This window comes from Paenibacillus sp. OSY-SE (assembly GCF_000283315.1).
In the GTDB taxonomy this organism is placed as follows: domain Bacteria; phylum Bacillota; class Bacilli; order Paenibacillales; family Paenibacillaceae; genus Paenibacillus_B; species Paenibacillus_B profundus.
The window spans coordinates 41,755-68,389 of record NZ_ALKF01000170.1 but is presented as its reverse complement, the minus strand read 5'-3'; the positions used below and the strand labels follow the sequence as shown (position 1 = coordinate 68,389).

The window sequence follows — 26,635 nt, the reverse complement described above, 5'->3', positions numbered from 1 at the left end:
TTTAGCCGTGTGGAGTGTCAAAATGTCAATACCTGTATGAAATGTTGGCTTGCCACTAAAGGGATGGGTCCTTACGCGTTCCATATGGGCTTGTAACACGATAGCCATATTGGCTCCAATCAAACATTCTTTTCGTTTCTCTTCAGTGACCGTTCAAGTTTGCTTTCCAAAATCCATTAAAATGAAAAATCCTATTGCAGCCATGATACTTACAACGATTTGACTTGTTCCGTAAAGAAATTGCAGTCCAGGTACTACGGCGCTCCCTACACCGGAGAACCAGTTGACTACTTTTGAAACATTTAGCGGTTCACTCAACATACACATCCCCTTTAAATTAAATAGCCCCCACGCTGCCGTGAGGGCATAAAAACCAGCTAATACTTGTCAATATAATTTTGTTGATACAATATAAAGTCGTAAGCTATCCTTAAATTTGGGTATAGCAAATAAACTTCCTATATTTATGGAAGTTTATGTCATTATTGTTTTATCCGTTGTAAGGCTGGCCCCGTGTCAACATGGCGTAGATGTGATGTAGTAACTTGTTGGCGCAAGCAATCACAACTACCTTGTAGGGCTTGCCTTCGCCTCTCTTCTTATCAAAATACTCACGTATTCTAGGATTCCTACTGCCACGTATACCGCATTGTACAGCTAAATATAGAGCCCTTCGTAGGCGTTTGGAGCCCCGTTTTGTAATCCTACTGCTAGTCGCTACAAACTTCCCTGACGAGTATACGCTAGGATCCAACCCTGCAAAGGCTACTAACTGCTTAGCATTGCTAAATTGCTTGGCATCTCCGATCTCAGCTATAATGCTTGCAGCAAGCTTGTCCCCTATTCCTGGCATAGATTTAACTAAGTCTACTGCCGGAATCGATTCTGCGATATCTGTAATCTTTTCTTCCAAGAGTTCCAACTGTTCTTGAAACTGAAGGACTAGCGATACAACGCTTTGTAACGCCACTAGCTGTCCTATGCTCGTTTCCTTTATAGGATTATGGTCAAGTTCCAGTACAAGCCGCTCAGCTTTATCCCTTATCCAAGATACAGATTTGGAATTGCAGACCCCTTCCCCGATCCTCTCTTCAACTTCTCTCATATCGCGTTCGGATGCCCAATTCTCAGACAAGCAAGAGCTTAATACTCGCAGTGAAGCCTTGCAATACAGATGGTAGAATACGTTCGTATAGTTCGGAAACACCTGATCTAACAACGACCGCATGTTTAATTTTTCCTGTACATACATGCCGGTTATGAACTCATGCTGCCTTGTTAAGTGTTGTAAATCCACAAGGTTAGTCTCCTGTGAACGGCTCGGACTCCATTCTTCTCGATAATACATTTCAGCCAAATACCAGGCATCGCGGGCATCTGTTTTGACCTTCCTCAATTGAGTATTTCTAAACTTCTGCGCCTGCAACGGATTAACCACTATGACAGGATAACCTTCTCGTTCTAAATACAACACCAGCACACGGTGATAATGTCCTGTTGCTTCTAAGATGATTGCAGGTGTTTCTCCAGTCTTTTCTTTTAGTTGAATAAGAACCTGACCAAGCCTATCTAATCCCTTCAATGTATGAGATACCTTTTCACTTCTACCAAAAGGCTCTCCTTTGTCCATAAAGGCTTGGATCTGACTTTCACCTTTCGCCACATCAACTCCTACAACAGGGTTCATTATTCTCCCTCCGTTTATGGATTAGCCGGCAACTCCCACGATGGTTCCAACTCCATAGCTTCGCTTGTTATACGAGATCATTTCGTCCCTACCAGCTCAAACATGGTTGTCGGGGGTAGTGGGAGAACAGTTTTAATGTCGGGGTTTGTCCCCTAATAGCGCCACGTTCTCCCGGCTACCGCCATCATACTGGAGCCTATAAAAAATGGCCAACCAAATTAATTGGCTGACCTCATAATACGAAATAGCGCCGTCCGATTTACGGGGCGCTTACTTTGCTGGCTCTTCTTCTTTTTTATCTGACCGTTTCTTCTTTGGTGGTTCCTATGTTTATATTTCCGAAGTCCTCGGATATTTTCGTGGCCACGGTTGCGTCAGTGCCCCCGATATCCACCCCTATTGAAAACTCAATGAACCGTTTATCCTTGATATCATCCCGGGTAATGACGACATCCTTGTATGTGTATCCGGTGTAAATGCGCCCAGTGGCTGTTGTACGCTTTCCCTTGAGGTCTGCTTGATACCATAGAGATGATTTATCATACGTCCGTAATACCGCCCGTAGTCGGTCATCCTGAATAGAAAGATTATCAAAGACGGTGAAATGCTCGTAATTGTATCCAGGGTTCTCCCCGCGTTCTATAGTGCTCCCATTCCTACATCGCTTACCCAGCACAGCTTACGTCATACTCATGTCTCATTGCTTACTGCCGCCGGGGAGCAGCTTGCCGTTATTCAGGAGAGATATGTTGTTTTATGAGTTCTAGTCTATATATACTTATACAAGGAAGTCTTCACCATCCGAGAAGAAATTCACGGCTCATTTTGCAAGATTTGTAGAAACGCTCGGCAACTTGTACGGCAAGCCCATTCTATCGCAAACAGGCGGTATGTTTGAATATACGATACAGGAGTGGATACATATGATCAAACTTAAGGATGTCGGCAGTTTCGATACGCTCCCCGTAATTGCGATGCACATTCATGAAGGAAATGTTCCGGCGCTGCGCGAAGCGCTTGCCAATGGTTGGGATATCGAACAAGGTATCGCGCTAAGCCAGTACACCACATTGAGTCCCTTAGATATTGCACTCCTTTCAGAACAGATGGAAGTCCTGAAGCTGCTAGTCGAGCATGGGGTTCATCTGAATGTCAACAATAATCCCTCCTTCTTGACTGCCGTACGCTATTGCGGAGAAGAGATCGTCCGTTATGTCGCGGCTCACGGAGCTAAGCTGAACGCGCTCAACAATGTCCAATCAGGTGCCTACGAACAGGCCTATTATGGAAACGAAAAGAACATCCCTCTTATTCATGAGCTTGGCTTGGATATTAAAAAGCATGGCGGTAAAACGCTGAGAACAGCGGTTAATAAACATGACTTGAAAACAGTCTCATTCTTTTTGGAGCATGGCGTAGATATTAACTTCAACGAACCGGATATGGTATATCCGTATAAAGCCACTCCCTTAACGGTTGCAGCAAGAAATGGCGATCTTGCGATGGTCAAATACCTGGTTGAACACGGTGCAGATGTCACTATCCCGGAAAAAGATGGAGAACGGGCTTATACGATTGCGATAAGAAGCAAGAACACGGCTATGGCCGAATATTTGAAATCATTGGAGCCGCCTGCATTTCATGATCTGGAAAATAAACGGTATGCGCTGAAAAACTATAAGCTGCCCCAAGACCTCATGACTTTCCTGACGGGAGACAAACTGCGCATTGATTTGCCGGAGAACGATTATGGCATTGAATATGTCGAATTTTTCACGTTTACCGATACGATTGAGATGAAGGCCGGGCGGCAAAAACTGTTGCGGCTGTCTGCGGAAGTGGACAACTACTCGGATATCCTAATTGTCTGGAATCCGAAGCACAAATGTGTAGGCTATTATGATGAGGAGCACAGGGACTATGCGGATCTGTGCAGCTTTGAAGAGTTCCTTGCACATCCTGAAGTGTATCTGGTAAAGATTCTTGAGGGAGAACTTTAGTTATAGGACTATCCCTTCTAGGTCGATTAAAACTTATTATGTATCGAGAGAGCGGCTGAACAAAATGCTAATTTTGTCAGCCGCTCTTCGTTTTTTACGCTGCAAGAAACTTGCCTTGGTGTTAATAAATTTTTAAGGAGTGTACTGAAATTGTTTCGTTGTATTGGGTTTAATAACTAGCGTATATTTAAGATATAAGCAAACATCCATATGATGACAGGAAGGAATGGAGCAAGGTGGTTACAGACAAAAAAAGGAACTTACAGACATTTTGGAAGATACTAAGGCTTGGCCTCATTTTTATCGCGCTGCTCTTTTCGATTGCATATGGGTTCAAGTTCGTCACCGGGCAGGGAAAAGTTTCAAATTTGGTCATTCCGCTTTCTTTGACGTTGTCTGTTGTTTTCAGTTTGAAGGTGTTCGATCGCAGGCCGTTAAGCGATATTGGACTAACAGTAAAAGGTATTATAAATTTGCTGTATGGCGTTGTCCTTGGTTTTGCCTGCACGCTTTTGCTTGGCTTGCAAATGATTCTCACGGGAGAAGTGGAAGCGAGCTTTTTATCAACGATCGATACGTCACTTCTCCTGCCTAATTTGATCCTGTGTATCTTAGTCGGAACGGGCGAGGAAGTGTTATTCAGAGGATATTTGTTTACGACTATCCGGCAGACGAGCAACACTTGGGTTGCCGCTTTCGTCTCTTCAGCATTGTTCATGTGCATGCACTTGGTGAATCCGCAGTATCATTTATTTGCCTTTATTATGGCCTTTGCCGCTGGGTTGATGTTCATCTATATGTTCGTCAGAACAGGCAGCCTCTGGCTTGCTATCGGATTCCATATTTCATGGAATTACTTTCAGACAATTTTCAGTTTCCCCTACACGGGCGGCATGATAGGGAATGTGATCGTTGTCGCGCTGAACTTTTTTATCGTATGGCTGTGTACCAATAAGCTGAATTCTTCCAAGCGTACAGAATTGAATTTATAAATTTATTCATAAGTCACCTATTTAAATCGTTTTGGGGTGGTTTCTGATAACGTTTCAATATTCGCACCCCTCACTGGCTTAAGGCAGCCAATCTGGGGGGGCCGTCAGATTTATTCCATAATTTATTGTTCCTATCTCAACTTGGAAGTTTTCAATTTAATATCCGTAAACGTCGACTTCTGCCCACCTGCGATGAGCATTTTCCCTCCTTGCTTCCGAAATCAATCAGCTTCTTTGCTCCCAAGCGTGAAGACCAACGAAATAACCGAGCGTAATAAAAATCAGGCACCAGGCGAATGCGCCCAGCCCAGAAATCAGCAGATATTTTTTATAGCCCATCCCGGTGATTCCAGAGAAATAGCAAGTCAAATGCCGAACGCCAGGAATAAAATAGCCGAACACAATGGTCCATGGGCCATAACGATGAAACCATTTTTCTACTTTAGCCATTTTGCCTGCGGTGAGAAACACCCATTTCCCGTACCTTTCCAAGAGCGGTTTTCCGACCCTTTTGCCAATGAAATAGCTGACCGTCATTCCCGTCATCGTTCCGACAAAACACACCATAAGGGATGGGATATATTGTAGTACAAATATAGATGACAAGTACCCCACCAATGTCATCAAAATTTCATCCGGCACAGGCAGTCCGACGATGCCAAGGGCCAGAAGCAGATATAATGCTGCATATCCATATTGAGAAATCGCTTCGTAGATCCATTCCGTGGTATTCCACCTCTACTTAGACTTTCACTTAAACCGCAGGAACAGTCCTGCCTGTGTATGGGTTTCTCTGGTAAACTCCTCGGGCGGGCCAAGGAGCCGACAGGCCCCGTGAATAACGGTATTAGCTGAAGGGCCTAACTTCTCGAATTACTTTCAACTTCAAATGTATTTCCAATGATTCATTTCATCTCTTTCAATATTTTGGGAGGTTGTTGAGCTTGCCTGACAAGCTTTCCCCCGTCAAAATGTCTTCCATATTTCTTAATTACTTCTTCGATTTCTATGTCATTAGGAATCTGGTTCGAGATTCTCCATGTTAAAAAATATGCTTGCACTTTACCGCTATAAAACACCCATCCAAAAAATCTCATTGCAAACTTGTGGACACCTTTGCTTTTAAAATAATTCATTGATTTCCCATCTTTCCATACAGTTACGGTCTGACCAATTCCTCCTTGAAGTTCTCCTGAGAGTTCGGCATATAATAAAGATTCATTCTTAGTAAGTTGTTTCTTTACTATTTCATTAATAATTCCATTGATGATTATTCTGAAAATATTGAATTTTTCTCCACGTGTTACTGATATGATTGCAGTTTCCGTCAATTGTACCTCCCTATCCCCTAATGTAAACTTCGCTCCGTACTTATTGTTTGGATCTGGATGTTTTAACCACACCTTCATCGAAAACACCCCCATATATTTCTTCTCAATAGCGTTAAGTGCCACAAGTGTATAACAGTTAAAAGGAAATTGCTCAACAAGACTTGAGTATATCTAAAACGAACGAGATTAATGGGAGAGGATGGAGTGTCTAATAAAAATCCATGAGATGAGAAGAGAAGAAATCTGAAGAAGCAGCCATTGTATTTTCAAACGATATCCTTAATCAAATTAATTCCATATCTTTCTGCGAAGAACATACCTTTGTCGAACGTGAAGAGATCGTATTTTGTATATATTGCTGATGCGATAATTAATGAATCAGGGGCTCTTACGATTCGTTTCATTTCTTTTGTATGCACCACAAAAACAAATATGCCCCGCAGCCGATTGCTCGGCATGCGAGGCACCAATTATGAGAGAGTCCTATATTGGAGAGAAAGCCATTAACTACAGAGCAGCGGCTTGCGGAGCAAACCCGGCCTTATACGGCCTCCTGCTGCCCTTCCTTCGGTTCAGGAGCCATTTTCTTCGCCAAAAATACAGCTACGAAAATCGCCGTAATCCCGCCAACGAGCTTCCCGACAATCATCGGGAAAATCATTTCTTTCGCTACCCCAGCCGTAAAGCCGAGGTGATCGCCGAACACGAATGCAGCGGACACGGCAAAAGCCACGTTGATGACCTTGCCCCGCGCATCCATGTCTTTCATCATGCCGAACATCGGAATGACGTTGGCAAGCGTAGCCACCAAGCCCGCTGCTGCGATTTCGTTCATGCCAAGCATCTTGCCCAGCTTCATGAGCGGCTTGTTGAACACCTTCGTAATGACGAATACCATTGCAAAGGCACCTGCCAACACTATGGAAATATCGCCAACAATTTTAATTCCTTCTTCAATAGGCGCAAGCCCCGGAATGATTGTGATATCCGTTAGCTGCTGCGCGATGCCAACCGCGAGTCCGAGTGTCGCTACGATAACAATGAACTGTCCAAAGATCGTGAAGCCCTTGATCATGCCCTGCGGGAATTTCCACAAGCCCAGTGCGATAAGTACTGCGAACAATATGATCGGCACCAAGTTGGACAAAATCATCGAGATCGAATAACCAGCCACCAATCCCCCGATCAAGCAACCGAGTGGAATCGTGACGATACCAGCCAATACGCCTGTAGCCAAATACTTCTGATCTTCCTTCTTGATAATGCCAAGCGCAACCGGAATGATGAATACAATAGTAGGTCCAAGCATAGCCCCTAGAATCGTACCCGCGAATAAGCCCGCTTCCGGAGTCTGCGCCAACTCCTGTGCCAGTGAGAATCCGCCCATATCATTTGCTAGCAGCGTAGTAGCAAACATGGCAGGGTCAGCTCCCAGCGCGCTGTACAATGGAACGACAATCGGGCTTAACAACTTGGCCAGTACCGGCGATAGGGAGATGATCCCCACCATGGCCAGCGTGAGCGAACCCATGGCCATAATCCCCTCATCGAATTGGTGGCCCAACCCGAACTTGTACCCGATGCACTTGTCGATGGCACCGAGAATCATGAAAATAACCATGCCGTATATGATGATTTCATTAATCTCCACGAACGTGCTCCTCCATTCTTTCACTATGTGATCAAAAGCGAACTTTTTAACTTCCTTCCGGTATAGCGTTCAATAAGGTCGGTTTTCAGCACCAAGAAGGTTGCGAAAACTCGAAGCGTATGCTTCCGAAGCGAGTTTTACTTTGCAAAACTTGTAAGGAGCAGCGCAGTGTAGGCAGAACCTACATGAGCAGCGGACTTCGAGAGTGAACGCAAGATTCGATGCCGAGATACTTCCAGTCTCACTTCGTGATCAAAAGCGAGCTTTTTGAACTACCTATCGGAAGTGTTGTTTGATTTCCTCGGTCGGGGAAGGTATCACGGTATGATGCACAATCCGCTTTTGATCCATGGAGGATACGAACACCTTCATCCCCTGCTCGACATCGCTGACGCTTCCCGTGAACACGGCAAGGAACTTGCCGCCAATCGCCATGCCGAGGTTCATTTTTTTCACATGAATATCACACTGCTTCAAAGCCTCATTCAATGCAAAAATACCGGAAGACACCGTAGATGTCTCCACTATTCCAAGCGCGTCCACAGGCTGAGAAGAATTAGGTCGCTTCAACCCCTCTACGATGTCAGGATGCACGCCGTGCAATTCAAAATCGCTGATTCGGAATTCGCCCGCATCTGCCCTTGCTGCATCCATCGCTGCCTGCACGTCTGCGGTGTCGCCGCTCATCATGATGAGGAACTTGCCCGGGCAAATCGGCTTCATATGATGCACGTTGACTGGAGAAGTCTTCAGCATGCGGTCTGCTGTCTCATATCCTTTGCTTATGCTGCGCAGCTCAACAACACCAATCGCACTAATCATGGGCCACCTCGATGGAATCGACGATGCCGACAATGACTGCGTCAACAGGCACATCCGAATTGGCAAACGATGCTCTGGCAGCGCTTCCTGTCGTCACGAGCACGGTATCTCCAATGCCTGCTCCCGCGTTATCCGCAGCGACGAAGTAGTCGCGTTGAACAGGTTCATCGTTATACGATAACGGCTTGACCACCAGGAAGGTCAGACCGTTCAGCTTGTTGTCTTTGCGGGTAGCCCATAGGCTTCCCGTAACTTGTCCCACGATCATAGCTTCACCCCGCCGTTATCTTCTGTGCACTTGCATCTGCTGCATGCGCAAATAGTCCTGAGCGAGCGGCGTTATAATGCTGTGCCGATCAATTACAATCTCTTTCCCGTTTTGGAGACGGTATTTTTTCAGTTCCGCTTCGGTAATGACTTTACGATTCAACACTTCCGGGTGGAGCGGTGCATCAACAGATTCGCTACTTCTATCAACCTGAGTAACAGCCGTAGCCCGGCCATCCTCCATACAAGTCGTAAGCAATTCCTGTTCTTTGACCACCCGGATGCCGTAGCTGTTCAGCCTGTCCGCAAATTCGTCGTACAGCTTGTACAAAAGGACAGGTGCTGTCGACTTATATTTGCGATAAAGCAGTCCTTCCTCGATGGCAACAACCTTCCGCCCCTTCAACAGCATCGTCAGCACGAACCGTTCACGCGGGCCTGCGCTTATACCGTTAGCGAGGTTGGACAACAGTTGAAGGCACAGCTTCGGAATGATCAACACATCGCAATCTCTAAGCGATTCGTCGTAATAACGCACCTCATAGTGCTGATCCAGCATGCTCTCCAGTTCCGGTACCGGTGACACAGTCAAAAGGACCGCTTGCTTCTTGGGAACGGTCGGTTCGTCCGTCTGTCCCTGCCCCAACCGTTTGATCACTTCAGTCGTAACGGCTTCAATGATCGCAGCCCGATCCAGAGCTTCTATGTTCATTTTTTCACGCTCCTAAACCTAGATGCTCTTCTTCAAAATTTTCCCCTTCGTCCCTTTAGCAAAGCCGCATGCGTTAGCCTCGTCATAGTCGATATGCATATATGTTTCATAATTGGAGCTGACTCGAACCAGCACATCGTCGAAAATGAGAGGTCGCTTGCCGTACACTTTGACCTGTACGATTTCGCCGTTCTTCACGTTGTATTTCTCTGCGTCTTCCGCCTTCACGTGAATATGCCGCTGAGCTGCGATTAATCCTCGCTCCAACCGAATCATATTGCTGCCCGAAGCAATCACGATGCCCGGAGTTCCTTCCAGCTTGCCGCTTTCTTTCACGGGAACAGGTACTCCCAACACGACTGCATCCGTATGCGAAACCTCTACCTGCGATTCCTTGCGTTCAGGACCAAGCACGACGACATTATGCAGAGAGCCTTTAGGCCCGATCAGCGTAACGCGCTCTTTGCATGCATATTGTCCCGGCTGGGAAAGATCCTTTGCTTTCATCAATTGATAGCCTTCGCCAAACAATGCATCAATCGCCTCGCGGTTCAAATGCACATGCTTGCCGGATGCTTCAATCTCGATGCAGGCCTCATCCTGCACTCGCTTGACCACTTCATTGATAATGCTTTCTACCAATTCGTTATCCACTATGCTCACCTCATCAGTTGTACTGTCCAACACGGATGCGGAACATGATAATCCAGAACAAGGAGGACAGTCGGTTCAGCGTCCGAATGATATCTTCGCGCTCTGCTTCTCCGTGTTCTTTTTTGAAGGCTTGGTAAGCCAACAGCTCCGTCTCCCTTGTCAATGTGCGTAACGCATTTATGACAACAACCGCTTCGCCCATATCATAGCTGGGTTGAAAATGTTCCAATCCAAAGTATTTCTTGGGAAAATGGGACTGCTCGCGCAGCTCCTTAGCCGTCATCCCAAGCAAATGAAACTCTTCAATGCTTTCATTCAGCACTTCGCACCGTACGATTCGCCGCACGAATTGCAAGATTTCTTCCAAATCATCGACCAGCTTGGTCATGTTCAGCTTGAAGCAGCTGATTTGTGCTTCCAATAATTTCGTTTCCAATGAATCCAGCTTGCCGCGGAATAATATCCGGGGATGATCTTTAAATACAAGCATATTTCCATACAAATGCGTCATATGCTCCGGTTTCGTTTCCAAAAATCCGCCATATAGCGTACGAAACCGTTTCTTTCCCTCAGATGTGGGTTCAACATCCAGGTTTTTCGTAATTTGAAGCTTGACTTCCTTCTTAGGCGCCGGTGTTTCCACCGTATCTACATCTGCCCCAGGTTCAGGAGCTTTCACATATCGAAGCTCAATCTGATGATCGGTCAAAAAGCTCTTGGCCGATGGCGTCAGAATCGTCCCTGCTGCCGTCTCATAAACGGCAACATCCTTCAAATTCTGATTTCGAAAATGCTTGCGTAGTTCGCTTTCCGTAATCACAGCCATGTTCTCACATCCTTCTAGTACGAATGCGTGTTCAACTACTTCTCGTTGTGCGATCATACTGCCCGCTGCGGCCAAGGTAAATCGCGATAGTCGGGAAGTGGGATGCGGGCCTGAGCCCGCACCCTTCTTCCGTCCTAATCGTTAGGCTTGTTCGGAATCCGTAATTATTCTACTGTTTTTGTCTTAGGCAAGATTGCGTCTACTTCCGAATGTGGTCTTGGAATCACATGTACGGACAACAATTCGCCAACTCGCTCTGCTGCTGCTGCACCTGCATCTGTAGCTGCTTTAACAGCGCCAACGTCGCCGCGAACCATAACGGTTACGAGGCCTGCACCGATTTGCTCTTTACCGATCAATGTAACGTTAGCTGCTTTCACCATTGCGTCTGCTGCTTCGATTGCACCTACCAAACCTTTTGTTTCCACCATTCCCAATGCGTTTGCGTTTGCCATGATAAAATTCCTCCTAGTAATTAGTTAATTTGTTTATGATAAATGTTTGAGTACACGTTGGTTGTGAGACTATGAAACTACGAACTTACATTTTTTCGAGAATACGAGCTACGATCATGCCGATCAACTGTTCTTTGTCTCCAAGATCGATGCTTGCCAATTTATCTTGCGCTGCTGGCTGCTCCTGCTCCACTAAGTCTTCCATTTCTCTTAGTCCATATGCGACTCTGCGAATATTGAGCAAATTGAGTGGGCTGATGTTGTCGGATGTCGAGCTTCCGCCAACCGCGCCGCATCCCAGCGTAAGCGCCGGTGCGATTGCTGTCGTTGCGCCGATGCCGCCAAGTGTACCCGGCGTATTGACCAACAAGCGGGATACAGGTTTTTTCAAAGCGAACTGGCGGACGATCTCTTCATTTTCGGAGTGAATGACCATTGTATGGCCGGCACCCTCTCCATTCAGAATCTCGATGCAGCGCTCGCATGCCGCTTCCCAGCTGTCTTCTGTGTAGAAAGCCAGAATCGGAGCCAGCTTCTCGCGTGAATACGGAACTTTTGGGCCGACACGTGTTTCTTCCGCAATCAGCACGCGCGTACCCGCTGGAATGTCCAGGTTCGCTAGCTTCGCGATATGCTCCACGCTGCGGCCAACGATTTGCGGGTTCATCGTGCCATTGGCCCGCATAATGAATTTGCCAAGCTGTGCAGACTCCTCTGCGGAGAGGAAATACGCTCCCTGCTTCTTGAATTCAGCTACAACCGCATCCTTGCTGCACGCTTCAACCACGACGGACTGTTCTGATGCGCAAATCGTGCCGTTGTCGAACGTCTTGGAATCCATAATGCGCTTGACTGCAAGCGGAATATTCGCGCTCTTCTCGATAAAGGCAGGGCCGTTGCCCGGACCAACGCCGATCGCTGGCGTACCGGATGAATAAGCGGCTTTGACCATCGCCGTTCCGCCGGTAGCGAGAATCAAGGCAACATCGTTGTGCTTCATCAATTGATCCGTTCCTTGAATCGTCGGAACCGTCATGACGCCAATGGCACCCTCTGGACATCCTGCTTGCACAGCTGCTTCACTAATGACCTTCACCGTTTCCAAAATACTCTTAAGCGCATTTGGATGCGGGGAGAATACAATACTGTTCCCAGCCTTAAGCGCAATGAGCGCTTTATAGATAACCGTCGATGTTGGGTTCGTGGAAGGAATCAGGCCCGCAATGACGCCGACAGGCACTGCGACTTCCATCACTTTGTGCACTTTATCCTCGTTCAGAACGCCGACCGTCTTCATATCCTTGACCGACTCATACACTTGCTTTGAAGCAAATGCATTCTTGACGATCTTGTCCTGCCAACGGCCAAAGCCTGTTTCCTCATTGGCCATCTTCGCGAGCTTCTCGCGGTGTTCATATCCGGCATCGGCGACCGCTTTTACGATTGCGTCGATCTGCTCCTGCGTCATCGCGGCCAGCGTGACTTGCGCCTCTTTGGCCTTCTTGATCAGATCACGGACTTCTTGAATGGATCTTAGGTCTTTATCCAATGTTTCCATCAATATTCCTTCTCTCTACTACGTTTTTTACGAGCTTGCTTTTTTCGTCTTCTTGCTTCGCTTCGCTGCCGGTGCAGGCACTGGCTTCACACGCGAATTGTTGTCATTGCCCTGGTTTTTCTGAACACTGGTCGTCTTCTCAGCTGTTGCTGCCGTTGTGACTGCGGCAGGGACGGTACCCGTCTGGCCGGAGGTCGGCTTGACTTCGTCGACTTCCTTGGTTGCCGCAGCTGCTTTTTTTACCTCAGCATTCGAGATTGATCCAGATGCAGCCGATTCCGTAACAGCGGACGCTGCAACTACTTCGATGCCAACCGCGCGCTCTGCGATATCCTCGACAGAGACTAAGATTTCTTTAGAGACTTTTTCAGTGACTTCCTTAGAGGCCCTTTCAGTGACCTTCGCAGTAACTTCCTGCTGCTCCTGACTTCTGGCTGCGCACTCCTCCAACTGACCCTGACTTCCGTCTGTGTCAACTGGACTCGCCACCAAGGCTGCCGTCTCTTCATGCATTCTTGCAATCACATGACGAGTTACCAGTACATCCAATTGCGTAGCCATTTCCGCTCCCGCTTCAACGGCAGCTTGCACGGCTCCGACATCACCATCAAGCTTGACTGTAACCAATCCGCCATTGATGATCTCTACGCCGATGCAGGTAACGCTCGCCGCCTTCAATGCGGCATCCGCCACGGCGACTGCGCCCAAATACCCTCTAACTTCCACCAACCCTAACGCGCTATGTCTCATGGGCTGCTACCTTAATAACTCGTCGGATTATCTGCGACGAATTGGACAGCGTCCGCAAACGCATCACATGCTGCTTTGCAGGCCGATTGACTTCCCGTTAGCAATGCACCACCGAAGTTGGTCTCGGAAGGTGGGCCGAAGAAAGCGGCAATCGTGACATCCGCAGCCTTCAGCGCTGCATCAAGTGCATACATCGCTTCGAGTGGAGGAGCGATTAGATAAGCCAACGCTTCCCCTTCCTTGATGCCCGCAGTCTGGGACAAGTACGTACCTGTGCGGGATACACAGTGGGCGAAATAAGTAATGCTGTTATCCTCATTGGCGCTAACGAAATGAGCGCCGCTTTCGATGAAATCAACGACGGCGTTCAAGCCGCTGCGAACTTCCTCCGGACTTGGCCCAGCCAGAATCCCGATGACCTCGCCCGCCAGCTTCGTCGAAGCATTGGCCGATCCGGCATACATGCTTCTTGCATATACGACATCCACGGCAGATGCTTTCGTCGCTTCATCCATTGCTGCATAAGTTACATCGTCAATGTCAGCAGTAATGATCCCCAAGCTTTTATGGTGCGGCATCAGCTCCAGCTTGCTTGCCATATCCTGGCTTACGTTGGAAATGATTTTTATGCCCAACACCTTTGCATGAATCGGTTCGTTTCTCATACGAGCCTCCTTGAGATTGCTATAATTGCGTGTTCAAAAAGTCGGGTTTTCAGCACCGAGAATGTTGTGAGAACATGAAGGAGGAGCGGAGTGTAGGCAAAACCTACATGAGCACCAGACTTCGAAGGTGAACGCAACATTCGATGTCGAATCGACTTTCAGTCCTGCTTCGTGATCAAAAGACGACTTTTTGAACAACCTCTATAGTTTCAAATCAATCCCCGATGCTTTGCGATCAATCATCGTCTTGATCAGCTCAGCAATATGCGCGCCTGCTTCTACGGCAGGCGTACCGCCTGAGTGAATGTTGGAGATAACGGTACGTCTCGCCTCAGGCATACCTACAGTCGGTTTATAAGCGATGTAGGCACTCATGGATTCTGCCGTTACAAGTCCTGGACGCTCGCCGACCAAAAGACAAACTACATCTGCCTCTGTCACATCGCCAATCACGTCCATCGATGGAACGCGGCAATGCTTGACGAACAATATATTGCCTACTTCAAAGCCATACATCTTGAGACCTTGCGCAATGGCTGGAACGATATCGCGCAGATTCGCTTCAATCGCAGCCGAGCTTAAGCCGTCCCCAACCATAATCTGTACTTTGGCCTGCTTGGTCGTATGCTGCTTGATGTACTCGATTGTCTCCTTGGAGAATTGACGTCCCAAGTCCGGGCGCGTAATGTATTCGTCCTTGTCCCGGCACATCGTTGCAATCGGTACAAGGTTCATTTCCTTCACGAACTCCTCGGACACGTAGGAGAACACGGCATCCTGAGCAGCAGCATGGTCAGCACGGAATCGCAGCGATGTAATCGTCTTGTACCGCGGACCTGCACGCCACACGCCAAGGCGGGCCGGTGTTTTCTCCTTCATTTTCATATACCCTTCACGATCCTCTGGATCGGGAACGAGCAGCAGCTTGCGAAGGTCGATCTCCGTAATATCATCCAGACATTCACCATCGTCCGCTTGCTCTTCCACTGGCATGCTTGCCTGTACAAGCCCACCTACGTTCGGCTCCTCAGCTTGCACGACAGGCGCCTCAGTTGCCTCAGTTTGCGCAGGCTTCGCTGCTACTGTTTCTTGCTCCGCCTTGTTTCCTACCATCTCGTTCAAAATCGATTCAATCATCGATTTCAGATCTTTTTCGTTCATGAGAGTTTCCTCCTTCCCCTACTTGAGAAACACAGATGCGTCCCCGGCTTTTTTGGTCAGCTTGCCATTTTCAATGAAGCCCATCTTCTCCATCCATTGTTCGAACTCCCGAATCGGACGCAGGCCCAACAATTCACGCAGCGTCGCGGTTTCGTGATAACCGGTAGTCTGATAGTTCAGCATGACATCGTCGCCGTGCGGGATGCCCATGAAGAAGTTGCAGCCTGCCACAGATAGCAGAACCGCCAGATTTTCCAAGTCGTTCTGATCGGCCTTCATATGGTTCGTGTAGCAGGCGTCGCATCCCATGGAAATGCCCGTTAACTTGCCCATGAAGTGATCTTCTAGGCCGGCGCGAACCACTTGCTTCGCATCGTACAAATACTCTGGACCAATGAATCCAACAACGGTATTGACGAGGAACGGGTTGTATTTCTTCGCAAAGCCGTAACAGCGCGCTTCCATCGTCACTTGGTCGATCCCGTGATGGGCTTCGGAAGACAACTCCGAGCCTTGGCCTGTTTCGAAATACATCACATCCGGGCCTGCCACCTGTCCGTGCCGCAGCACGAGCTGCTGCGCTTCCTCAATCGTGGCGGCATTGAAGCCGAACGCTGCATTGCCTTTTTCCGAACCTGCGATCGATTGAAAGATGAGTCCTGTCGGAGCGCCGCGTTTAACGGCTTCCATTTGAGTCGTAACATGGGCCAGTACGCAAGTTTGCGTTGGAATTTCCCACTTTTGGCGGAACTCCTCGAACCGCTTTAGAACGCGCGTTACGCTTTCTACGGAATCATCAACCGGATTGAGACCAAGTACGGCGTCCCCGATACCGAAGGTCAAGCCTTCCATAAGGGAAGCCATAATGCCATCTGGATCATCGGTTGGGTGATTCGGCTGCAAACGTGCTGACAAAGTGCCCGGACGGCCGATCGTCGTGTTGGCAGTAGCCGTAATGCGAATCTTCTTCGCCCCGTACATCAGGTCAAGGTTGGACATGATCTTGGCAACCGCAGCAATCATTTCGGCTGTCAGACCGCGGGACACGCGCTTGATGTCGGCTTCGGTTGTGTTCTCGTTCAAGATCCACTCCCGCAGCTCCTCAACCGTCCAGTTCTGAATCTCACTGTAGATGCGCTCATTTACCCCATCCTGAATAATGCGGGTAACCTCATCCACCTCATAGGGAACCGCCGGATTGTCGCGCAAGTCTGACATTTTGATTTGGGACAGTACCACTTTGGCCGCCACGCGTTCTTCCGACGAAGTAGCCCCCAGTCCGGCCAGCATATCCCCTGATTTTTCCTCGTTTGCTTTTGCCATGACTTCCATTAGGCTGCTGAATTGATAAACTCGGCCAAACAGCTTAGTTTTTAAAATCACAAAAGCTCCTCCTTCCAAATGCAACTCGATTTGTTCATGAACAACCTTTATTAGTGCATGTTCAATATTTTAGTTCATGTTCAAAAAGGTCGGTTTTCAGCACCGAGAAGGTTGCGGGAACTCGAAGGGCTTATGCTTCCGTAGCGAGTTTTGCGTTGCAAAACTTGTAAAGAGCAGCGCAGTGTAGGCAAAACTACATGAGCAGCTAAAATGTTTCCGAAGGAAACATGCTTCGAAAGCATACGCTTTTCAAGAGTGAACGCAAGATTCGATGCCGAGTTGCTTCCTGAATCACTTCGTGATCAAAAGCGGACTTTTTGAACAACCTTTAATTAGTTAAACACGAGCGTTTTAATGACGACGGGCAATACCTTGCCTTCCGCAATCGGCTTGCCGATGTCGATATAGTCGCCGTTGTCGACTTGCACGCTGTCGATGCAGACGACATCCTTCTTGTAGCCAAGCAAGGCATATAGCGTCTGTCCCAGCACCTTCGCCATATCGTGATGGACAATCACGATAAGCGGATACTCTCGCTCCAGCAGCTCCGACATCCCTTTGTACAACCCTTGGGCATATTTCTGTACCTCTTGGAAGCTAGGACTCTTCTTCCCTTCCAATGCGATCGCGACCCGCTGCAAATCATTGTTCAGTTTGAACCAATTCAATTTGTCGGCGATGGCCCGCGCTAGCACCTCGTCGCTCCCCGATTCATCCGCCGCTGCGAGCTTCAGAATCGGAATGTTTTTGATCGGAAAGCTCTCTTCCGTATAGGTGATCGTGCTTCCGCTGATCTCGGTCGTATGGGAACCGGCCCCCACGACAGTGGCCCGGATGGTCTCGGCTGATCGCGCCACCGTCATCCGCTGCGTCAACGAGGAGGCGGCAATCGCTCTTCCCAGCAATATCCCGATATCTCCATACTGGAACACATCGCCCGCCGCTTCTTGGTAAATGTAGTCGGCCACCCCTCCGGAGAAGGATATGCACGGAATGGTCCGATCCAGCTTCAATCCTTTGTTCGTGACAATGGTATCGTAGAAATCGCCTGGCGGCCGGAGGCCGACGCTTTCTTCGAGCAGCTTCACCATCTCCCCGATGATCGGCTCCAGATCGGCTGGCGTTGCCTGCTGCCCAAGGGCCAGTTGAAATCCTCTTCGCTCCGCGAGCTGCTTGATCTTCGGCGCGATATAGGTAATCTCGTGCGTCCCCCGGTCGACTTTGATCAGACGGCCTCCGATGTCCAGACATCCCGTATCCAGCAGCTCGCCATCGGCGAACAGCGCCAGATTGCTGGTGCCGCCGCCAATGTCGATATTGACGATGGAAGTGGAATGCTCTTTGGAGTACGTATGGGCGCCCGCGCCTTTGGCGGCAATGATGCTTTCCAGATCCGGGCCTGCGGTAGCGACCACGAAGTCTCCGGCAAATCCGCTTAACGACAGCAGCACTTCATTGGCGTTTTCCTTGCGGGCCGTCTCGCCTGTAATAATGACGGCTCCAGTCTGGATCTCTTCTTTACGGATGCCGGCTTTCCGGTACTGCTCCTGCACGAACGTCTGGATTTGCCCTGCATCAATCCGGTTGTCCGTAAGCACGGGCGTAAAGCAGATATCGCTCCTGTAAACTACTTCTTTGTCCGTAATGACCAGGCGGGGCACCGAAAAGGACGATGCCAGGTTCTGAATATGCAGCTTCGACAGCACGAGTTGGGTCGTCGAGGTTCCCATATCAATGCCAACGCTTAGCAATTGCTCGTTCACTTCTTTCACCCCCATCGCTTGATACCACATATATGCACGCAAAAAGGCTTAAAGTTATATCCCCCCCCCGATTGGCGGGAATTGTTAACCTTAAGCCTCATTGCTTACAGAACTACATCTTTGTAGCCCGATTATTTATTTTTTGAAGGTAAACGCAACGGTCGTGCCATCACAACTGGACGCAATGGCAAGCTTGCCTTTCAGCTTGTCCTTCACATAGCTGCGGACGATGGACAATCCCAAGCTTTTGTGCGAACCGTCTTCAACGGAAAATCCGACTCCGTCATCCGCCACTTCCACGGTGACCAATCCGCCTTCCAGCTGCGCATTCACCGTAATCGTGCCGTCCGTGCAATCTCCAAAAGCATGCTCATAGCTATTATGCAGCAGCTCGCTTACAATCAGCGCAATCGCGACGGTGCGATCGCTGTCCAAGCAGATGCTCTGTGTAGCCGCTATTTCGATATTGACATTTTTGCAATCGACAAAGCAGCGTTGAATATTCGAAGCGATGAGCCGAATGACGTCAAGCAGATCCACCTGCGCTTCGATCTCCGTGGACAACAGTTCGTGGGTCGCCGCGATAGCCAGCACCCGGCTGACACTTTCGTTCAAGCATTTTTTGGCTTCCGGGCTTTCACATTGCCGCGCCTGAATACGGAGCAGAGACGCCACGGTCTGCAAATTGTTTTTCACCCGGTGGTGAATCTCGCGAATGGCCACCGATTTGGAGACAATCTCCGCTTCCTTGTCCTTGATTTCCGTCACATCGTGCAAGATGACGCCTATGCAAAGATCCCGCTCCGCAATAAACAGACGTTTCACCTGATAATAGCGACCGGCCACCTTCACATCTGTCGTCAGTGGACAGGAAGGGGACGTGGAGTGCTCCTTCATCACGTCGGAGAAGACCGTCTGATCCAGCGACAGATTGTCATAATGCAAGCCCTGAATATCCTCCAAATAACCAAGCTGACGATAGTACGCGTCTGCCTTCTTATTTTTCAGCTTCAAAAATCCGTACTTGTTGAACACGAGAACGGCATCCTCCAACTGATTGATGATCGAGTCCTTGAACCGCAGCATGGCGGTCAACATCGAAGACATTTCACCATCTTCGTATTGCGTCCCCGTCACATTGAAGTGGGCTTGAATATTGTCGCTCACATCTTTTTCATAGATGACGACCGCAATGACGCCCTCATGATTTTTGATCGGATATACCGTTTGCCTGACCAGATGATTTTCCTGCGTATTGGCAACGAGTCCCTGTGACATAATTCCGGTTTCCAACGTTCTCAAGACGCCTGGTTCGTTCTCGCGCAGCGCCTTCTCGCCCGCAACCGGACGCCGGTACAGCGATTTGCCGTTACCCGGACGGCGGTGGTACACCACAATCGCCTCATTCGCCACGCTGGACAGAACGTCGATGAACACATCATCCGGCACCTCGGACATTTCGAATGACTCGGCTATCTCGGTCAGCCGCACGATATCCGCGTCCGCCAGTCCCGTATGCCGATTGCACAACCGCACAATCTGTTCTTTGAAATCAATCATAGGAAATGACGATGGTTGTTGCGATTTCTATCATCGGACACCGTCGATCCATGCTAAGTTTGCGTAGGGTTTGATAGGCTTCCTCTTCGGTGCAGCCGTTTTCCTTCATCAAAATCCCTTTCGCCTTTTCGACCGCTTTCCGCTCTTCCATCTTCTGGGACAGCTTCGATAGATTCTGCTCCAGCTTGCGTATTTCCTTGCCTTTGGCAATGGTCACTTCCACCATCGGAATGAACGACTTTTCGTCGAGCGGTTTCACCAGATAAGCAAGCGCACCGATAGAGGATGCTTTTTCAATCGTCTGTTTGTCGCTGAATGCGGTCAAGAGAATAACCCCGCTGGCCAGCTGCTCTGAAATGATTCGTTTACCCGCCTTCAACCCATCCAAAATTGGCATTTGAACATCCATGATGACCAGGTCGGGCAGATGCTTCTTACATAACTCGATGGCCTCAAAGCCATCGGAAGCTTCGCCTACTACATTGTAGTCCGCCTCTTCAAGCATCTCACGAATATCCATTCTTGTAATAGGTTCGTCGTCGACTATTACAATTTTTCCATTCATGTGTCATGCACCTCATTGTCTACCGATATTTGCTTGTATCTTGCGAATCCTCTATCGAATGATAAAGTCGCCTACGCCTCCAAATAAGCCCGAAGCGCTTCCACTCCCACGTTCTCCATGGTTGAAACCTCGAAAATATGCTCTACGCCCGCCGCTTGCAGATAAGCTCTCGCTTGCGCGATATCCTCATCCGCCCGGGCCAGCTCCACCTTGGTCACAATTCCAATCACCGGCTTGGCGAATACCGTCGCAAAGGCCGGCGGAAAATAGCTTTCTTCCTTCGTGCAATCTTGCACAAGCCCGATGACATCCGCATCGACGCTGGAGACAAGCAGCATCTTGTACAAATAACGATTCTCGATGCATTCCCCCGGCGTATCGATCGCTTGCTCGAAAGTCTCCACGGCTTGCGTCTTCTTGTAGGCAATCTCCTGACCGTGCAGCCGTTGGCACAGCGTGGTCTTGCCCGAGCCGGTGCTTCCGGCAAATATGATTTTCTTCATGTCGCTTCCCCTACGTTCTCGTAATCTTCGCACCCGAGAAGCCGAGAATGTTCTGCAAGCCAAGCAGCACTTCACTCACGGCGGAATCCACGGAGGATACATCGCCCGTAATAACGAGCGACCCGCTGAAGCGATCGACGAAGCCGATCTGCACGCCAGCCGCCTTGGTCGCGATGTCCGCCGCAATAATGGAGGCTTCGCTTGGCGTAATAGTCATAATGCCGATGGCATCCTTCGCCTCGGTTCCCAAGCCCAGCTTCTTGTAAATATCCGGGTTGGGATTCGCGATAATATGAGCCAGCGTGACCTGTTTCCCAGGTACGTACTCCTGAATGACGCGTTGTTTTTCGTTGTGTTGTTGGTCCATACCCTCATCCCATCTCATGTAAAAAACCGTGAAATAGCTGTAAAAAAACATAAAGACCCCTTAAAAAGTTCACACGGAATTTTTAAGAAGCCTCTTCGCTTTTATTTGTATGCAACACGCCTTTGTGTTACTTTTACTATATTTTAACCTGCAAACGTTGTCAATATCATTACGGCTGGAATTTAATTGCTATTCAAGATTGAAACATTTTGTTCAAAATTTCAACGACGTCGGATGCGGCAGGAACACGCGGATTCGTGGCCGTGCATCCGTCTTGCAGCGCACCCTCGGCAATCGCCGCGCTCATCTCTTTCACCGTGCCTAGTTCCACGTTGCAGTCCCGCAGCGTCTGCGGCATGCGCAATTGCTTCTGCAGCTGCTTGATCGCCTGCACCAGACTGCGAACGCCGCTCTTCGCATTGGAAGCCGGCAACCCCAAGCTCTTGGAGATTTCGGCGTATCTGGCTGCCGCCGCATTGCTCTCCTCTTTGCCGTAACCCGGCTTGTAATCGGCATTGAATTCAATCACATACGGCAATAGCAGCGAATTCATGCGTCCGTGCGCAATCTTGAATTTGGCTCCGGCCACATGCGCGATGCCATGGTTAAGCCCGAGCGACGCAATATTGAACGCCATACCCGCCAGGCAAGAGGCATTATGCATTTTCTCGCGCGCCTCAAGGTCGTTCCCGTCCTTGTAGGCTCTTGGCAAATACGCAAAAACCAGCTTGATCGCCTTCTCTGCCAAAGCATCGGAAATATCGTTCGCTTTGGTGGATACATACGCTTCGATCGCGTGGGTCAGCACGTCCATTCCCGTATCGGCGGTAATGAAGTCCGGCACGCTCTTGACTAATTCTGGGTCCAAGATGGCTTCTTGTGGCAGCATGTCATCGGACACCAGCGGGTATTTGATGTTCTTCTTCTTGTCGCTGATGACGGAGAACGACGTGACTTCCGAGCCCGTTCCGCTCGTTGTCGGAATCGCCACGAACGGCATATCGCGCTGGTCCAAGATTTTCTGAGCGAAAATCTTCATCGCCTTGGCCGCATCGATCGCGGAACCGCCGCCAATCGCAATCATAAGATCGGCCTGGAACGCTCCGAGCGCTTCCACGCCCTCTGTCACGACTTCGACCGGAGGATCGGGAACAATATTGCTGAAAATGTATTGTTCGTTGCTTTCATGCAGCCGTTCAAACAGCATGTTAATCATCCCCGACTTGACCATGAACGGGTCTGTGACGATGAAGATCCGCTTATTCCGCCATTCCGTCAGGCGATCCAGCGCGCCTTGTCCCATATAGATGTCGGTTTTCATAGAAATTTTGTCCATGTAAGGCACCTCCAAGGAGTAATTGGCAACAAAAAAAGAGACCTTTAAAAGAACGGATTCCTTTAAAAGCCTCTTTGCTTATGATATATGGTGCACGCCATTGTGCAACTCGCAATCATTCAATTGTCTACCACCACTTTACACCGTTATCCGGATACTCGTCAACCGGATCTTGGCAGCCGTTATCCGCACGTGAGCGGCAGATGGTGAAAAAAAAAGGGACATGCACCTCACTGTGCATCTGTTCTTCGGCATTGAAGAACCTCCCGTTTGCTTAGCCATACCTCATTGTACGTGTTCGGCGGCGACCACCCGGCCTTGCCGACAGCAGCGTCGGCAGCCCTCTTGCAACGGAAAAAAAGCCTAGCGAGGCGGTAAACGTCACTAGACTTGTAAACCAGCCACTTTCGCCTCGAAATGACTGGTCAGACAAAGTTACTAGGCAAACGACCTGACTTAAGACCGAGCATTCGATCTATCACAGTGGCGGGACCGCGTTGGATTTGCACCAAACTTCCATTGCCTATAACTTTTTCTATTGTGTATGACGTGAATGGGCGTCCATTCGACATTATTATAGCATAAACAATCGCGTTGGCAATATGTAAGATATGAATTTCAACAGTTTTCCATGTTTGACACATATAACGTAAATGCCAGTATGACGGTGGTAGAGCATCTTTCGAGATACCTCTACTCTGCTGATGCGGGACTTCCTTCATTTTATACAAATTCCCCTATGACCGTAATACCACCACAGATGAACAATTAGTGTAAGTAAACCTGTGTTCATTCTCATGGGTGAAATAAGGGCTTAGGCATTTCATGACCGCCTTCGTAATAAATGGAAATCGTAATTGACATACTACGAGGAAGGGGCCTTCCCAACTCCGACGCGGTAGAGACAACACAAGGGAACGAACAATTGATAAGGAATAAGATGAAGATGGGGCTTACTAAAATGGTTAATAAAATGATGGATTTTATCAAATATAAAGGGGCTGTATGGAAAATCCCATTAGCTGCAGCACTGTCATGGGAGCTCGCGGAGTGGGCCGGATCTAAACATCCTTACTTGGCTCCTCTGACGGTCATTTTGTCCATCCAATTAACAGTTGACAAGTCCATACAATTTGCATGGCAGCGCATCATGGGGACAATTGCCGGCGTTCTTTTCACTGCATCAATAGCGCCCTATGTTGGTTTAAACGGCTGGAGCATAGGCTTCCTCCTTTTTGTAGGGGCTCTAATCGTAACGTGGCTGAAGTTGGATCATGCTATAATGATCCAAGTTGCTCTCAGCATTTTATTGGTAATGTACTTTCAAAGCAAGATGCCCAGCTATTCCCTTGATCGGATACGTGATACCGTTATCGGCGCTGTCATTGCCCTACTGATCCATATGCTGATATTCCCCCCCGATTCCGTTAACAAAGCCAAAAAAAAGATGATCCATTTCACGGACCATCTATCCAATCATTTTATAAACATCGCACTTTGGGTAAAAGAGGGCTGCTCCTCGAGTGAAGCCCAAACATTGCAAACAGAATTGCAAACCTTATTCCGGGAACTTCATCAAGCGACAACCGAGTTGGATAAAGCGGAGCAAAGTGTGCGTTACAATCCGCTAGGCCGCAAAAAACGCGATATCTTAAAAAAATTAAACCAGAAAATGCATCAACTTCGGTCTGGCTATGCCAATTCTGCCGACATGATACGAGTTCTTGCGAAATGGTCCGAAAGCGGCAATTTTGCGAAAGAGGATCAACGGATTTGGGCCGTTCATTTGAATACGTTAGCGGGGTTTGTAAAGGACTGGAAAAGTGTATTGGATGACCCAGCCTCATTCAGCTTGGCTTCCAATGGCTCAGCCCTGCAAATAAAAGCGCCTGCCCATATGGAGAACTATCAGTACCCGCTTGCGTTATATATGAACGCCGAACAAGTCATTCAAGATTTCCAAAATATGGATTTTTCCAATAAAGCCCTGTAATCTTCAGCAGTATCCACATCCATGAACAAGTCCGGGTTTGCGAAATCGATGCAAATTCCCGATTTTTCCTTTCGAATAAGATGTCTGGCTCCCTGATCGCACTGCAATCGCAGGAGATCCGGAAACATTCGATGAGCAAAAATAACCGGCGGTCTTGCTAAACCATCATACCTCGAGGCCGCGAAACCAATGTTGCCGTTCATCTGATGCGTTTGAAAACATAAAAGCAGTTCATTGATCATCTCATTTGTAATTAAAGGTTGATCCGCCAGTACTATCATCAAGGCTGTCGCTTCCATGGCAAGTGCAGCCTGTACACCGCACCGCAGAGAGTGCGCTTGCCCCAAACGAGATTCAGGGCAGTGAATAACGGACCATTTCCGTTTGATCGGATCCCGGTAAAATGTGTGATCCATCCAAGCTGCCGCAACGTCATTTACTATTACCCAAACATAATCCAATCTGGATCTCAAAGCCGCAGCCAACGCATAATTCCCCAAATTCATAGGACCCAACGGAAGTCTAAGTTTATCCGAACCCATTCGGGTACTTTGGCCTGCCGCTAAATAGATGCCAACGATATTATTCCGGCTCATTGACAACAACTTCTTGTGTTCTATTTTTTCTATACGTATATATTATTTCTGCGAGAATGCTCACTGCGATTTCCTCGGGCCCCTCTGCACCAATCGCAAGTCCCACGGGAGAATGAACTTCCATCGGAACCGGCCCGCCTTTTAGCAGGCGTTCCGTTCTATTTTTCGATCCCAGAATGCCAAGGTAACAAAGCTGCCGCTCAGAAAGAAGTCGAACCAGCTGCTGATCCCTCCTAAAATTATGACTCATTACAATTGCATAATCGTAAGGCGAAAAATGAATCATCCCTATCGTTTCCTCTGGAAACCCCAATAAAATAGATTCAGCATCCGGAAAATAACGTCGATTGCAAAAGGCGGGTCTCCAATCGGAGACGGTGACAGAAAAACCGATGATCGCTGCAAATGCGGCAAGTGGTCTGGCGTCCGGTCCCGCACCAAATATCATAAGACGCGGTCTGGGATAATAGGTATGAACGAAAACATCCGATTGCATGGATGAGACAAACTTCATTCCGCTCCTCCACGACTCCTCCGACGACGTCCAATCCAATAATACCTGTGGAAATTCTCCCCTCCACTCCCCGAATAGGTGCCGATCTCTAGTCAAGAAACCATAATCGATCACAGACCCATCCGAGCCGAAGCTTTTAATGAGTATGACCTCGGTTCCATGATCCAAATAATTCTTCAATGTACATAAATGATCCGCAAGCTCATCATTTACCGGTTCCATCGTGACATGAACAACACCGCCGCACCCTAGTTCTTCCCCCCAGGACAGCGGATCCGATGACTGCATGTCGAACACGAAGCTGCGAGAAACGCCTGTCTCCAGAATATCCGGCACGCAGGCCGAAAGATCAGCCTCCAGGCAGCCAGCGCTTAGCATCCCTAATTGTGAACCATCTTCAAGAAACAGCACGCAGGCCCCTTCTTTACGGTAAGCGCTCCCTTCCACATGGGTAATCGTCGCAAGCACGCTCCTTAGGCTGGTACGTTGAATGGTTTCCAAAATGCGATGAATTTCTTCCAAGC

The 26,635-nt window shown here is 48.6% G+C and carries 26 protein-coding genes and 1 riboswitch; of the genes, 3 read left to right on the top strand and 23 right to left on the bottom strand.

Translation table 11 applies throughout. The features are described 5' to 3' along the window. Nucleotides 1–490: 490 nt before the first annotated feature. Entirely contained in the window at nucleotides 491–1,687 is a 1,197-nt protein-coding gene (locus A372_RS0110510; protein WP_019420802.1) for an IS110 family transposase, read from the bottom strand. Between the two features lie 923 nt (nucleotides 1,688–2,610). Between A372_RS0110510 and A372_RS0110500 the strand changes: the two genes are divergently transcribed. Both A372_RS0110500 and A372_RS0110495 read left to right on the top strand, forming a co-directional pair. Beyond that, on the top strand, nucleotides 2,611–3,687 hold the full coding sequence (locus tag A372_RS0110500; protein WP_019420800.1) for an ankyrin repeat domain-containing protein: 1,077 nt from the start codon (nucleotides 2,611–2,613) through the stop codon (nucleotides 3,685–3,687). A 236-nt stretch (nucleotides 3,688–3,923) separates the two neighbouring features. Then, entirely contained in the window at nucleotides 3,924–4,679 is a 756-nt protein-coding gene (locus tag A372_RS0110495; RefSeq protein WP_019420799.1) for a CPBP family intramembrane glutamic endopeptidase, read from the top strand. Nucleotides 4,680–4,904: 225 nt separating this feature from the next. On the opposite strand, the gene A372_RS0110490 is transcribed toward A372_RS0110495, so the two are convergent. The 20 genes from A372_RS0110490 to A372_RS0110390 form a co-directional block, all read right to left on the bottom strand. Further along, nucleotides 4,905–5,396, bottom strand: coding sequence for a DedA family protein (locus A372_RS0110490; RefSeq protein WP_026010999.1), 492 nt, complete (start codon nucleotides 5,394–5,396; stop codon nucleotides 4,905–4,907). 188 nt (nucleotides 5,397–5,584) lie between these two features. Then, a complete protein-coding gene (locus A372_RS0110485; RefSeq protein WP_019420797.1) occupies nucleotides 5,585–6,088 on the bottom strand; it encodes a hypothetical protein in 504 nt (167 codons plus the stop codon). A gap of 463 nt (nucleotides 6,089–6,551) precedes the next feature. Then, entirely contained in the window at nucleotides 6,552–7,661 is a 1,110-nt protein-coding gene (gene eutH, locus A372_RS0110475) for an ethanolamine utilization protein EutH (protein WP_019420795.1), read from the bottom strand. 276 nt (nucleotides 7,662–7,937) lie between these two features. Further along, nucleotides 7,938–8,483, bottom strand: a complete 546-nt coding sequence (locus tag A372_RS0110470; protein WP_019420794.1) for a BMC domain-containing protein — start codon at nucleotides 8,481–8,483, stop codon at nucleotides 7,938–7,940. After that, a complete protein-coding gene (locus A372_RS0110465) occupies nucleotides 8,476–8,751 on the bottom strand; it encodes a EutN/CcmL family microcompartment protein (RefSeq protein ID WP_019420793.1) in 276 nt (91 codons plus the stop codon). Before A372_RS0110465 ends, A372_RS0110470 begins: the two co-directional genes overlap by 8 nt. A 15-nt stretch (nucleotides 8,752–8,766) precedes the next feature. Further along, nucleotides 8,767–9,462, bottom strand: coding sequence for a hypothetical protein (locus A372_RS0110460; RefSeq protein WP_019420792.1), 696 nt, complete (start codon nucleotides 9,460–9,462; stop codon nucleotides 8,767–8,769). 18 nt (nucleotides 9,463–9,480) lie between these two features. Continuing rightward, nucleotides 9,481–10,116: an ethanolamine utilization phosphate acetyltransferase EutD gene (eutD, locus tag A372_RS0110455; RefSeq protein WP_019420791.1), complete on the bottom strand. Its 636-nt coding sequence runs from the start codon at nucleotides 10,114–10,116 to the stop codon at nucleotides 9,481–9,483. Between the two features lie 13 nt (nucleotides 10,117–10,129). Continuing rightward, on the bottom strand, nucleotides 10,130–10,942 hold the full coding sequence (locus A372_RS0110450) for an ethanolamine corrinoid cobalamin adenosyltransferase (protein WP_019420790.1): 813 nt from the start codon (nucleotides 10,940–10,942) through the stop codon (nucleotides 10,130–10,132). A gap of 164 nt (nucleotides 10,943–11,106) precedes the next feature. Then, entirely contained in the window at nucleotides 11,107–11,397 is a 291-nt protein-coding gene (locus A372_RS0110445) for a BMC domain-containing protein (protein WP_005549798.1), read from the bottom strand. 85 nt (nucleotides 11,398–11,482) lie between these two features. Further along, nucleotides 11,483–12,955 (bottom strand): acetaldehyde dehydrogenase (acetylating), encoded by a 1,473-nt coding sequence (locus tag A372_RS33725; RefSeq protein WP_019420789.1) that lies wholly within the window; start codon nucleotides 12,953–12,955, stop codon nucleotides 11,483–11,485. 27 nt (nucleotides 12,956–12,982) lie between these two features. Beyond that, on the bottom strand, nucleotides 12,983–13,705 hold the full coding sequence (locus tag A372_RS35415) for a BMC domain-containing protein (RefSeq protein WP_083858827.1): 723 nt from the start codon (nucleotides 13,703–13,705) through the stop codon (nucleotides 12,983–12,985). Nucleotides 13,706–13,716: 11 nt separating this feature from the next. Then, on the bottom strand, nucleotides 13,717–14,370 hold the full coding sequence (gene eutL, locus A372_RS0110430) for an ethanolamine utilization microcompartment protein EutL (RefSeq protein WP_019420787.1): 654 nt from the start codon (nucleotides 14,368–14,370) through the stop codon (nucleotides 13,717–13,719). A gap of 201 nt (nucleotides 14,371–14,571) precedes the next feature. Continuing rightward, nucleotides 14,572–15,531 (bottom strand): ethanolamine ammonia-lyase subunit EutC, encoded by a 960-nt coding sequence (gene eutC / locus A372_RS0110425; protein WP_019420786.1) that lies wholly within the window; start codon nucleotides 15,529–15,531, stop codon nucleotides 14,572–14,574. Nucleotides 15,532–15,549: 18 nt separating this feature from the next. Beyond that, on the bottom strand, nucleotides 15,550–16,914 hold the full coding sequence (locus tag A372_RS0110420) for an ethanolamine ammonia-lyase subunit EutB (protein WP_019420785.1): 1,365 nt from the start codon (nucleotides 16,912–16,914) through the stop codon (nucleotides 15,550–15,552). A 332-nt stretch (nucleotides 16,915–17,246) separates the two neighbouring features. Then, nucleotides 17,247–18,677, bottom strand: a complete 1,431-nt coding sequence (gene eutA / locus A372_RS0110415; RefSeq protein WP_026010997.1) for an ethanolamine ammonia-lyase reactivating factor EutA — start codon at nucleotides 18,675–18,677, stop codon at nucleotides 17,247–17,249. 135 nt (nucleotides 18,678–18,812) lie between these two features. Continuing rightward, the gene (locus A372_RS0110410; protein WP_019420783.1) at nucleotides 18,813–20,237 is read right to left on the bottom strand and encodes a sensor histidine kinase; all 1,425 of its coding nucleotides are present in this window, start codon (nucleotides 20,235–20,237) and stop codon (nucleotides 18,813–18,815) included. Next, the gene (locus tag A372_RS0110405) at nucleotides 20,230–20,802 is read right to left on the bottom strand and encodes an ANTAR domain-containing response regulator (protein WP_019420782.1); all 573 of its coding nucleotides are present in this window, start codon (nucleotides 20,800–20,802) and stop codon (nucleotides 20,230–20,232) included. Before A372_RS0110405 ends, A372_RS0110410 begins: the two co-directional genes overlap by 8 nt. Nucleotides 20,803–20,873: 71 nt before the next feature. Then, a complete protein-coding gene (locus tag A372_RS0110400) occupies nucleotides 20,874–21,305 on the bottom strand; it encodes a EutP/PduV family microcompartment system protein (RefSeq protein ID WP_019420781.1) in 432 nt (143 codons plus the stop codon). A 10-nt stretch (nucleotides 21,306–21,315) separates the two neighbouring features. After that, on the bottom strand, nucleotides 21,316–21,672 hold the full coding sequence (locus A372_RS0110395; RefSeq protein WP_026010996.1) for a BMC domain-containing protein: 357 nt from the start codon (nucleotides 21,670–21,672) through the stop codon (nucleotides 21,316–21,318). Between the two features lie 193 nt (nucleotides 21,673–21,865). Beyond that, entirely contained in the window at nucleotides 21,866–23,008 is a 1,143-nt protein-coding gene (locus tag A372_RS0110390; protein ID WP_019420779.1) for a 1-propanol dehydrogenase PduQ, read from the bottom strand. Nucleotides 23,009–23,400: 392 nt separating this feature from the next. Continuing rightward, a riboswitch (adenosylcobalamin (AdoCbl) riboswitch) is annotated at nucleotides 23,401–23,552 on the bottom strand. 402 nt (nucleotides 23,553–23,954) lie between these two features. Here A372_RS0110390 and A372_RS0110380 point away from each other — a divergent pair. Further along, complete coding sequence (locus A372_RS0110380; protein ID WP_237728511.1) at nucleotides 23,955–25,001, top strand: FUSC family protein; 1,047 nt, start codon at nucleotides 23,955–23,957, stop codon at nucleotides 24,999–25,001. On the opposite strand, the gene A372_RS0110375 is transcribed toward A372_RS0110380, so the two are convergent. Next, on the bottom strand, nucleotides 24,959–25,597 hold the full coding sequence (locus A372_RS0110375) for a nucleotidyltransferase family protein (RefSeq protein ID WP_019420776.1): 639 nt from the start codon (nucleotides 25,595–25,597) through the stop codon (nucleotides 24,959–24,961). The genes A372_RS0110380 and A372_RS0110375 overlap by 43 nt on opposite strands. Next, nucleotides 25,584–26,633 carry an XdhC family protein gene (locus tag A372_RS0110370; protein ID WP_019420775.1) on the bottom strand — a complete coding sequence of 350 codons (1,050 nt, stop codon included), beginning with the start codon at nucleotides 26,631–26,633 and terminating at the stop codon, nucleotides 25,584–25,586. Before A372_RS0110370 ends, A372_RS0110375 begins: the two co-directional genes overlap by 14 nt. Nucleotides 26,634–26,635: the final 2 nt, after the last annotated feature.